Source organism: Pseudomonas nicosulfuronedens, assembly GCF_005877905.1.
Lineage (GTDB): Bacteria > Pseudomonadota > Gammaproteobacteria > Pseudomonadales > Pseudomonadaceae > Pseudomonas > Pseudomonas nicosulfuronedens.
Map to the genome: position 1 here is coordinate 1 of NZ_SWDV01000073.1, position 9,857 is coordinate 9,857.

At 58.3% G+C, this 9,857-nt stretch carries 17 protein-coding genes; 15 read left to right on the plus strand and 2 right to left on the minus strand.

Translation table 11 applies throughout. The annotated features are described in order from the left end of the window. Nucleotides 1-180: 180 nt before the first annotated feature. From FAS41_RS29840 to FAS41_RS29900, 15 genes are all read left to right on the plus strand, one after another. Nucleotides 181-402 (plus strand): helix-turn-helix transcriptional regulator, encoded by a 222-nt coding sequence (locus FAS41_RS29840; protein WP_138526877.1) that lies wholly within the window; start codon nucleotides 181-183, stop codon nucleotides 400-402. Further along, nucleotides 402-749, plus strand: coding sequence for a hypothetical protein (locus FAS41_RS29845; RefSeq protein WP_138526878.1), 348 nt, complete (start codon nucleotides 402-404; stop codon nucleotides 747-749). The genes FAS41_RS29840 and FAS41_RS29845 overlap by 1 nt, the downstream gene beginning before the upstream one ends. A gap of 269 nt (nucleotides 750-1,018) precedes the next feature. Beyond that, nucleotides 1,019-1,195, plus strand: coding sequence for a hypothetical protein (locus FAS41_RS30935; protein WP_171049584.1), 177 nt, complete (start codon nucleotides 1,019-1,021; stop codon nucleotides 1,193-1,195). Next, nucleotides 1,188-1,391, plus strand: a complete 204-nt coding sequence (locus FAS41_RS29850) for a hypothetical protein (protein ID WP_138526879.1) — start codon at nucleotides 1,188-1,190, stop codon at nucleotides 1,389-1,391. The genes FAS41_RS30935 and FAS41_RS29850 overlap by 8 nt, the downstream gene beginning before the upstream one ends. Then, on the plus strand, nucleotides 1,388-1,645 hold the full coding sequence (locus tag FAS41_RS29855) for a hypothetical protein (protein WP_138526880.1): 258 nt from the start codon (nucleotides 1,388-1,390) through the stop codon (nucleotides 1,643-1,645). Before FAS41_RS29850 ends, FAS41_RS29855 begins: the two co-directional genes overlap by 4 nt. Next, a complete protein-coding gene (locus FAS41_RS29860) occupies nucleotides 1,642-2,388 on the plus strand; it encodes a hypothetical protein (RefSeq protein WP_138526881.1) in 747 nt (248 codons plus the stop codon). Before FAS41_RS29855 ends, FAS41_RS29860 begins: the two co-directional genes overlap by 4 nt. A 71-nt stretch (nucleotides 2,389-2,459) precedes the next feature. After that, nucleotides 2,460-2,858 (plus strand): hypothetical protein, encoded by a 399-nt coding sequence (locus FAS41_RS29865; RefSeq protein ID WP_246084971.1) that lies wholly within the window; start codon nucleotides 2,460-2,462, stop codon nucleotides 2,856-2,858. A gap of 551 nt (nucleotides 2,859-3,409) precedes the next feature. Next, nucleotides 3,410-3,676, plus strand: a complete 267-nt coding sequence (locus FAS41_RS29870) for a hypothetical protein (RefSeq protein ID WP_138526883.1) — start codon at nucleotides 3,410-3,412, stop codon at nucleotides 3,674-3,676. A gap of 98 nt (nucleotides 3,677-3,774) precedes the next feature. Continuing rightward, on the plus strand, nucleotides 3,775-4,797 hold the full coding sequence (locus FAS41_RS29875; protein WP_138526884.1) for a phage major capsid protein: 1,023 nt from the start codon (nucleotides 3,775-3,777) through the stop codon (nucleotides 4,795-4,797). Further along, nucleotides 4,797-5,168 (plus strand): hypothetical protein, encoded by a 372-nt coding sequence (locus FAS41_RS29880; RefSeq protein WP_138526885.1) that lies wholly within the window; start codon nucleotides 4,797-4,799, stop codon nucleotides 5,166-5,168. Before FAS41_RS29875 ends, FAS41_RS29880 begins: the two co-directional genes overlap by 1 nt. After that, on the plus strand, nucleotides 5,165-5,407 hold the full coding sequence (locus tag FAS41_RS30940; protein WP_171049585.1) for a hypothetical protein: 243 nt from the start codon (nucleotides 5,165-5,167) through the stop codon (nucleotides 5,405-5,407). The genes FAS41_RS29880 and FAS41_RS30940 overlap by 4 nt, the downstream gene beginning before the upstream one ends. An 8-nt stretch (nucleotides 5,408-5,415) precedes the next feature. Beyond that, nucleotides 5,416-5,670, plus strand: coding sequence for a hypothetical protein (locus tag FAS41_RS30945; RefSeq protein ID WP_171049586.1), 255 nt, complete (start codon nucleotides 5,416-5,418; stop codon nucleotides 5,668-5,670). A gap of 140 nt (nucleotides 5,671-5,810) precedes the next feature. Then, entirely contained in the window at nucleotides 5,811-8,300 is a 2,490-nt protein-coding gene (locus FAS41_RS29890; RefSeq protein ID WP_138526886.1) for a phage tail tape measure protein, read from the plus strand. Further along, nucleotides 8,300-8,575 (plus strand): hypothetical protein, encoded by a 276-nt coding sequence (locus tag FAS41_RS29895; protein ID WP_138526887.1) that lies wholly within the window; start codon nucleotides 8,300-8,302, stop codon nucleotides 8,573-8,575. The genes FAS41_RS29890 and FAS41_RS29895 overlap by 1 nt, the downstream gene beginning before the upstream one ends. An 86-nt stretch (nucleotides 8,576-8,661) precedes the next feature. Further along, nucleotides 8,662-8,925 carry an HNH endonuclease gene (locus FAS41_RS29900; protein WP_246084972.1) on the plus strand — a complete coding sequence of 88 codons (264 nt, stop codon included), beginning with the start codon at nucleotides 8,662-8,664 and terminating at the stop codon, nucleotides 8,923-8,925. A gap of 86 nt (nucleotides 8,926-9,011) precedes the next feature. Here FAS41_RS29900 and FAS41_RS29905 read toward each other — a convergent pair whose 3' ends face one another. Beyond that, on the minus strand, nucleotides 9,012-9,281 hold the full coding sequence (locus tag FAS41_RS29905) for a hypothetical protein (RefSeq protein WP_138526889.1): 270 nt from the start codon (nucleotides 9,279-9,281) through the stop codon (nucleotides 9,012-9,014). 39 nt (nucleotides 9,282-9,320) lie between these two features. Continuing rightward, a complete protein-coding gene (locus FAS41_RS29910) occupies nucleotides 9,321-9,677 on the minus strand; it encodes a hypothetical protein (protein WP_218939145.1) in 357 nt (118 codons plus the stop codon). Between the last annotated feature and the right edge of the window lie 180 nt (nucleotides 9,678-9,857).

The following is a 9,857-nucleotide window of genomic DNA, read 5'->3' on the forward strand; positions in this document are numbered from 1 at the left end:
AGAGCGCTGCCGACAAGAACGCCGTATCTTTTGAGACTGCTCGAGCAGCTTACTACCGCTGGAAGAACAGCCTGGGTCGCTGAGTTCTAAAAATCCCTTAAAACCTTAGAAAGCCCTGAAGTCAGGGCTTCCGTAGCTTTATCGCCATCGTTCCCCAAATCGCCCAAGGAGGCGCAGACGATGGCAAAACCAGCCAGCAGCAAACAGGACCGCCGATTCATTAAGCTCAATGAGGTCCTGAATCTCACGGCGCTGAGTACCACTGAGGTATATCGGCGCATCTCTGCAGGGACATTCCCTACTCAAATTCATCTCGGTCCAAAGTCGGTTGTCTGGATCGAATCCGAGGTGGTTGCCTGGTGCGAACAGCGCATTGCTGAAGCTCGCGGGGTGGCCGCCTAATGAACAAAAAAAAGGCCGACCAACAGGCCAGCCCTCAAAATTCGCAACGTAATACTATCACAGTCGCCAATGCTCCCACCAAGGTCAGCCGCATTCTTGCTTACCTGGTCGCCGGCGGCTCCCTCAACCGTTTCGAAGCTGAGCGCCTGGGCGATCACTGCCTGAACTCCACCATCAGCGCCCTGAAGCACAACTGGGGCATCCACTTCCAGATCCTGCCTGAGCGCGTGCCCACCCGCTGGGGCAAGGCCTGCGACGTCAAGCGTTACAGCATCCCCGAGCCGCAGCGCGCTCGTGCCCAGCGTGCCCTGTCGATGATGACCCTCAATCGGAGGGTTGCAGCATGACTCTTGCGAAGCTGACCACCTGGCCCTATAGTCATCTCGCTGCCGCAAAATCGGCAGCCAGGATTGGCGTCCTGAATTCGAAGGCGGACACACCGCCACTGAGCGGTTTTTTTGTGTCCGCAGCATGGCAAACCCTTTGTGGGTGGGCCGTGCGTGGGCATCGCAAGATGCGCCGGCTCTTCGACCGGTACGCCAACCCGCACGGTTCCGCCCTCCCTGATTGGCGTCAGGGAAGCGGAAAAACAAACCGTTTCGAAGGACACTCGACCATGCTCAAGCGTCGCACCCTCACCCTCAATCCGTCCAAAGCACGGGCCGCTTACCATCGCGCCTGCGCCCTGGCCGCACTTCACGCTGATTCCTCCCTGTCCGTCCGCCTGGCTCGCTACAACGAAGCCATGGACCGTGCTCGCGCCCTGGAAGCTCAGGAGGTGCGCCATGCATAACCTCCCCTCAGTATCGAATGACGCGCGCAATACCGTAGTCCAGAACCTTCTCAGGTATGCCGACGAACTGGAGCATATCCTGCGCTATCAGGCAGAGCCTGCCTTGCGCGCCATCGATCGCGATTTGGCTGCCCGCATTTGCAGCCTTCGCCAAGAGATCAAGCTGTGTGGCGTCGTACTTGGGGGTGGGAAATGACCATTCATCCCCTCGGCCATGAGTCCGCATCACTCATGCGTGATGCCGGCTATGCCGTCGACACCATCGGCAAGTTGATCTTGGAGGACATCTGCAGAAAGTCCGACGACGCCAATCAGGAGTTCCTTCGCGAGTACGAACTCGGTGGCCTGCTCTCTGCTCTGCAGGTCATTGCCGCTGCCCTGTGTGATACCGGCGAACGGTTCGAAAACCATCTGAAAAAGGCGGAGCAGTACGAGGAGGGCGCAAAATGAAGACCGATACCACCCTCCGACTTGGCCGTCGTCAGTACCGCAATTTTGCGGAGTCAGCCAAGCGCCTTGGCTGCTACCTGGATATTTCTACCGTTCACGAGATGCGGGGGAACTGGGGGATGTTCAACAGGATGGCGCGGTGCGTGTTTCTTGACGCTTCCTCCGACAATATCCAACTGGACGAAGCCGCCGGCGTAACTCTCGCGTCCACCATCAAAACTGACGACTTCCGCAGCGTTGTTCGCGCTGAACTTGATTGGTCGTGCCTCGATGATGATGAGATCTACCCGTTCATTCTCCAGCACGAAATCGGCCATCGGCAGGACAACTTCGATGTCTGGTCCGTTTCGGATATTGAGGATCGCAAGTCACGCCTTCTGTGCCAGCGCTGGATTGCGACCGTCAATGAAGTTCTCGCTGATCGCTATGCCTGGAGCGTCATTCGCCCCGGCGAGCAGTTGCCTGTCAGCGAGAACGGCAAGCGGATTCAGCAAGAACTCGCCCAAGCAATTGACCTCATTAGCGGCTTGGTCAACAAGCGCGGGGCCAGGGTTATCCGGCAAATGACTGGCCAGTATGAGTTCGTTACTGAGTGGATGCTTACCTCCAATGAACGCATGGGGTTCATTGGTAGCAAGGTATCCACTGAAGCTGTGCGCCAAGCACGTGAGAACGAGCGGCGCACGCGCGATCGCCTTGGCTACAAAGCCACTCCTAACATGCGCCGTTTGAGTCCGCTCTAATGTCCCGGACCCTCGCTAAGTCGAAGGGTCGCCGAGAGGCTGGAAGCTACGCCGCTATCCCTCATTCCGTGATGGATAGCGACGACTTCCTGTCTCTGTCCGGCGCCGCCCTGAAGGTGCTGCTGGGGCTGCTCAGGCAGTTCCGCGGCGCCAACAACGGCGACCTGTCGGCGACCATTCATCAGGCTCGGTCGTGGGGCGTGAAGAGCCCCTCAACGCTCGTTACGGCGCTCCAGGAGCTGATGGACCACAACCTGATCATCCGGTCTCGCGATCCCAAGTATTGCAATCCAGGCGGCGTATGCGCGCTTTACGCCGTCACCTGGCTGGCAATTGATGATTGCGGCGGCCGGCTGAACGTGGATTCGACCACCGTTCCGCCACGCAGGTTTAGCCTCGAATTATCAAATCACCCTGTTCGAAAATCGAAGTACACCACTCCGAAAATCGAAGTACCAGAGGCGGTTTAGGCCATGAAAATCACGTTTGGTACTTCGATAATCGAAGCACTGTCAGGAAATTTGGTACTTCGAAAATCGAAGACCTTTTTAATTACCAGGCGCAGCCTGGGAAATTACCCTGCTATTCCAGTTCTCCAGAGCTCCCAAAAGGGCTCAGAAGTGCGCGCGGCCCCACGGCGCAAAATTTCAGACCTCGGATTTTCGTCCGACCCGGCGCTGAAGTCGCATCAGAGCCGGCCCGGCCCGGCCCAGTGTGGCGATTTGGTCTCACTGAGGCGTTTCGGCGACACCTCGGCGAGCCCTCGCCACTCCCTAGGCGATTCCCAGCACCGTGCAAACCCAAAGCAAACCGGCTGGGTTCCTGCTGGGTTCTGGTCACGCATGGTCACGAAACGTGTACGCCTGGTTGCAAGCGCTTTCTGCTTTGGTAGCAAGTCTGTGGATGCTCACTGCGTCGGCGAGGTAACGCCCACTGCGTTAGTGCCATTCGCATCTTTGGTTGCGGAAAACCAGCAATCCAGTATGCGGAAAACCAGCCAACTGGTAGCGGGGTGGTGCTGATGACAGACTCGCTTGAAGAGCGCGTGGAGGCCACCACCAGGCTTCTCATTGATGCCTGCCGTGAGAAGAGAGTTTCACTCTCAGGCGACCTGCGTGTGACCGAGGCTGATGCCGCAGCCCTTCTCAATATCGCGCCTGGGTACTTGAAGCAAATGCGTACCGGCGACGGCAGCGCACCACGGCACTACCGGATTCCTATGTCCGGTTGTCAGGTTAGCTACCGGCTGCGGGACATCGCCGTATGGATAGAAATAGGTACCGAGTAAGCCGGCGTTAGCTGACGTATTTTCACGTCAGGCGGCGGCATGGTTCCGAGGTCGCAAGGAGGCGACCATTTCTCCAGCAACTTTTCCTGGAGAAACCAATGCGCGAACTCGCCCTTGCTCACTACGTTAAAGCCATGCTTGCCGCGGGAGGAAACCCTCGCGAAGCATATTCACAGGCCAGTGAAAAATACGGCCACAGCAATACCGTGGTGCGCTTTCTAGAGAAAGGCGCCGTTGGCACCTGGGATTTGAATGCAGACCCTGACTTCCGGTCGGCAGGCAGGGCCTTCATTGAGATGGTTCAGGTGCGATCACTGATCGGCAGAATCAATGCTGTCTCGCCTTTCCGCGCGGTTCCTTTGAAGACTCGGGTTCTCGCTCAAACCGAGCGGCCGGTCGCCTACTGGACTGCCGAGGGCAATAAGAAAATCGCCTCGAACACCGCATTCGAGCAGAAGTATCTCGACTCTATGAAGATTACTGGTCTGCTGGTGCTGACCGACGAACTCCTTCAGGGGCAAGGTGCCGCATTTGAGTCCGCGGTGAGCAACGATCTTGTCAATCCGATTGCCTCCCTCGAAGGAATCACTTTCCTTGATCCAAGCAATGTCGGTATTCCAGGTCAGTCGCCGGCATCGGTGACCAACGGAGTCGCACCAGTACCGTCGTCCGGTACTGACGCTGCTGCTGTACGAGAGGATATTCGGGCGCTTTTTGCTGCGTTTGATGGATCTCTCGAAACAGCTGTACTAGCTATGCATCCTGATACCGCACTGTCGCTTTCGCTGATGCAAGCTCCCCTAGGCCAAACCACCCTGACCGTGCGTGGTGGCGAGTTGTTTGGCGTGCCAGTAGTGACCAGTGATTCAGTCCCTATGGACTCGAGTGGCTCGCTGGTGGCTCTCATCGATCCTGCAGGGATCCTTCTTAGCGACACTGGCGTGAACATCAACCACTCCAGAATCGCGAGCCTCGAAGTGGACGGCGACTCTAACGGCCCGCAGTTCCTTTCCTTGTGGCAAAACAATCTCACCGCCGCCCTGGCCGAGCGTTTCGTGAACTGGGAAGTTGCCCGGGCTGGCTCGGTTGCCTGGCTGTCCGGCGTCCAGTGGGGTGTGTGATGGGCAGCTTTGAGGATCGCTCCAAATCCATTTTGAAGAAGATCACTGAGGCGGCCAAAGAAGCCTCTCATAGCGGCATAGAGGAGCCCTACGGGGTGGCCGGAGTCGGCATTCTCGCTGGCCAACTGATCATGTCGCTTGAGCGCATCGAACGGCTCGAAAGCGAGATTCGGCAGTTGTCCGAAAAGGCCGCCACGCTCGAAGAGCGTGGACTCAAATACTGCGGCACTTGGCAACGCGCCATGGACTACCGCCGCGGCGATTGTGTGACCCACAAGGGCAGCCTCTGGACAGCGGTGAAGGCCACCGACAAGGCGCCCGACGAAGCCGCCCCTGATTGGCAGCTCTCGGCCAAAGGGGCGCAGCGATGAGCTCGAATCAGAACTGCAACGAAGTCATTTTCGCCATGGGTCGGATCATCGGCCAGAACGCCGACTGGCTCGATGGTCGTCTCTTTCAGAAGCTCGCCATGATCGCTGCTCGTGCGAACTACGAGGATGAAGAGCTCGACGACTACGGCACCTTCGACGACATGCGTCGCGCCTTCGAAATCTCGTCTGCAGCACTCCGCGATGAAGCCCAGCACCAAGGTAAGGGGCGCCGCCCATGAGGGACCTGATGAGAGAGTTCTTCGAGGCCTCCGGTGATCGCCTCCTGCAACTTTTGGCCGAGCTTCCCGAGTCGTATCTAGCGCACATGAAGCAGCTTCCCATCCACCCCGAACTGGCCGGGCGCCTGGCCCAGGTCAGCGAGGAAGTGGGAGAAGTTCGAGTTCTGAAGGTAGAGCCAGATCAACTGATCATCGTGGTGCTGAAGGGCGATCCGGCCCCGTACTTGATGACGCTCAGGCTCGAGCCACAGCAGATCCACTAGCACCGACTTCAACGGACAAGTCGTGAGTGTCCAGAACAACCGCGACAGCCTGCGCGTGCAATCCCTCCTACGAGCGACTTCAAGCGCGATATCGCCGGCACGGTGGCAGGCAACTCTTCACAAGTTGGAAGGTATAGAAAATGGCATCACAGAGCCTCGGCACCCTTACTCTTGATTTGATTGCCCAAGTCGGCGGATTCGTGTCCGGCATGGATAAAGCCGAGCGCAGCTCGGCGAAATGGCGGAAGGAGGTCGAGAAGAACGCCAAAGCCGCCGGGGTAGCAATCGGCGCAGGCATTGCTGCTGGGGTAACTGCGCTGGGCGCAATCACCGTCGGCGCCATCAACTCAGCGAAAGAGATTTCGAATCTCTCCAGCGTGGCCAACACCAGCACCACTGAATTCCAGAAGTACGCGGCCGGTGCGAAGCTGGTGGGTATAGAGCAGGAAAAGCTCGCTGACATCTTCAAGGACGTTAACGACAAGGTAGGTGACTTCCTCAACACTGGGGGCGGCGCACTCGCCGACTTCTTCACCAACATCGCTCCGAAGGTCGGCGTCACTGCTGATGACTTCCGGAATCTGTCGGGACCGCAGGCATTGGGTCTTTACGTCCAGAGCCTGGAGAAAGCGAATGTCAGCCAGGCTGACATGACCTTCTACATGGAGGCTATCGCCAGCGACGCGACAGCGCTGCTCCCTCTGCTGCGTGACGGCTCGAAGGGTTTCAAGGCCCTCGGTGATGCCGCTGAGCAGGCTGGGGCAATCATGGACAAGGAGACTATCGACGCGGCCAATCGCTTGAGCGCCGCCGTATGGCTGATCGAACAGAACGCCACTGGTCTTAAGAACCAGGTCGCGAAAGGCCTGCTACCCGTCCTGAGCAAGTTCATCGAGGGGCTCAACGACACCTCGGCGAACGGCCTGCTCGCAAAAGTGGTGGCAGAGGATCTGTCCGATAGCTTCCAGATGCTTGGCAAGTGGGCGCTCGGTGCGGTCGCCGGCATCCACCTGCTGTACCTGGGCATCAAGACCCTGTCCGATGTCGATACGGCGTCGATGAAGGGCGCGAACTGGTGGGAGAAATGGGTACCGCCGGCGCGCTTCTACCGCACGTTCGACAACTTCGACGATGTGAAGAACGTCCTGGAACAGGCTGGGGTGAAGATCGATGCCGCCGCCCAGGGCTACGGCAACCTCCTGCAGAGCTTCGACAAGCCGGTCTCGGAGAAGTCATCCAACAAGATCTTGGAGATTTCCAAGATGCTGGACGAACTCAGGAATCGCGCCAGCAAGCCTGGCACGTTCACCGCCGTCACCAACGAGCAGAAGGCCAGCCAGAAAGCCGCGGAGCAGGCCGCCAAGGCGCTCCAGAGCCAATTCGACCAGGCTGAGACCGGCTACGAGCGCCAGATCGCGCTGATCAATACCGAGGTGGACAAACGTAAGGACGCCACTGAAGTCGCCAAGCTCCAGTTTGAAATCGAGTCCGGCAAACTGAAGGGCATCAATGCGCAGCAGCAGGAACGCCTCAACGGCCTGGCCGCCGAGCTCGACCGCCTGCAGAAGTTGAAACAGGCCAACGAAGACGCTGCCAAGTCGGCGGCATATCGCGCCACCTTGCAGAGCGAGCTGGAAAACGACCAGTCCGCCCTTGATCTCGACCTGGTGGGCGCCGGTATGGGCGAGAAGGCCCGCGAACGTCTGCGCCAGGATCTGCAGATCCAGAAGCACTACAACGACGAGCAGAAGAAACTTGCCGAAGACTACCGCAATGGCGACATCAGCAAGGCCCAGCTCGACCAGGGCACCAAGGACATCGAGGAAGCCCTCGCGCAGCGCCTGAAGGCCCAGCACAAGTACTACGAGGACACCGATCAAGCCCAGCAAGAGTGGATGAAGGGCGTAGATGAGGCATTCCAGAATTACGTCGACACCGCCGAGAACCACTACCAGATCGCCGCGGACGCGATCACTGGCATCTTGGGTGGCGCCACCAGCGCACTCAGCGACAGCATTTACGATGTCTTCACCGGCACCGAGACGCTGAGTGATTCGCTCGGCAACCTGGCGGCCACCATCGGCCAAACCATTGTGAAAGCTATCGCTGATATGGCTGCTCAGTGGCTGGTAGCTCAGGCCATCCAACTCATCTATGGGCGCACTACGCAGGCCTCTGCAGCGGCGACGCTAGCAGCTAATGCCCAAGCGACTTCTCTGCAGGCAGGTCTTGCCGCGTTCGCATCAACCGCAGCTATCCCAATCGTAGGCCCAGCTTTGGCACCCGGCGCCATGGCTGCCGCCCTCGCGATTACGGAGCCCGTCGCCATCGCCGTCGGCACGTCTGCGTTCGCCGGTATGGCCCACGACGGTATCGACGCCGTTCCTGAGACTGGTACATGGCTGCTTCAGAAGGGCGAGCGAGTCACCACGGCAGAGACAAGCGCGAAGCTCGATCGCACCTTGGAGCGAGTTCAGGCCGGTACGGCCAGGCAGCCCGATTTTGGACGCGGTATGCGGGACATCATTTTCAATCAGTACACCAGCGACCCGAAGAGCCAGCAGGCAGCTAATGCCAAGGCTGCCCGCCAAATCGCCAGAATTGTTGGCGATTCACAGAGGTACACCTGATGAGCAACCCACCTGAAGTAGCTGACCACGAAGCCAACGGCTGTGTGATTTGGACATTCACGAATAACAACCCAGGCCCGCTAGAGATTGAGGTCGGCGTGGCCAGTGGAACGCGGGTAATTTCCGTCGTGCCATCTGGGGGCTTCGTGCGGATCATCGCCGCCAACAAGGACGATGTGAACATGCGCCATCGTGAGGCCCGTGTGCCTGGTGAGGACAGCATCAGCCAGTGGATGCGCGAGCAATTGGATCGCCGCCGCCTGGGTGATCTGTGATGGGCCGCCTCCGCACTCTCAAGCCGCGACTGCAAGAGTTCAAAGGGAAAGAGCCACGCCCATTGCCCAGCACCCGAGAGCGGAGGATGACCGGCAGGAAGCTTCAGGAGCGTCGGTTGCGTGTGTGGTCGAAGGATCCCTGTTGCGCGCACTGCGGAAAGCTCTGCGCTTTCCCTGAGGGCTTCGAGCTTGATCACAAGCTATCTCTTCACGCTGGTGGTGCCGACACGGACGAGAACTGCCAGGTGCTTTGCTCAGGGCCTGACGGTTGCCACGCGAAGAAGACTGCTGCTGACCTTGGATACAGCCAGAAGAGAAACATCGGCCTTGATGGTTGGCCAATAGGTTGACTCGGGGGGATATGCATACCCTGGTGGGCGCCGAGGCGGAAACCGCCTCGGGACTGATTCAACTACTAATCCGTAGTTTTTTGGGATCAGTTGAGAGAGCTGGCAAAGCTATTCCAGTCGTCAATCGCTTCCTCGGCTGCTGCCTTGTGCTTCTGGACAGCGTCATTCTGTTCCTCAACAAAGTCCGACAAGCACTGTTTGTACTCTTCGACTTCGTTGATGAAGTTTTGCCGCTCAAACTCATCGTCGAATTCGTACGGCACTGTAGGTTCGGAGCAGCTGTGGCTTGGCTGGAACGAATCGGCGCTTGCCTGCAGGGAAGCTGCTACCAGAATCAGAACGAGGTACCGGGCCATCCTTTGCCTCCACTCTCAGAAAGCTTGTAGTGCCCAGGGTTAGGCCGCCCTGCGATGGTAGAAGTACAGGTACAGCAGGCCGACTGGGGCGACGAAGATTGAGAACGCCCAGCACAGCACCATGGTGAAAGACTTAGCAATCATCACGATGAGGGCGTTTCCAAAGAACACATTGTTGCCCATGATGAAGCTGACGATCTGCTCGTACACAAAGCGAGAGTACGGGTAGAGCAAAGTGCAGATCACCGCGTATACGGCAGCGTTTACCTGAATCCCTTTGGCTCCTTGGGCCGACATCCAAAGAATAGCCGCGGCGATGAGCACGCCGAAGAAGAGCTGGCGCAGAAAATATTGGGTCGATAGACCGCCAAAGGTCATGCGGAAGAAGTCTCGCACGTCATTACTCCTTGTGTAGTGAATGCTTCCTTGTCACCAATGCTCGGACGAGTATGGCTAGAGGCCATCACTATACACATGGCGACCATCACCCGGCATCTCTTAAGGTAAGGGACGATAGTGCGTTGTCCAGGCAGTACCAGGGGCGGGGAAGGGAGATCGTCGGGCACGCCTACTTGG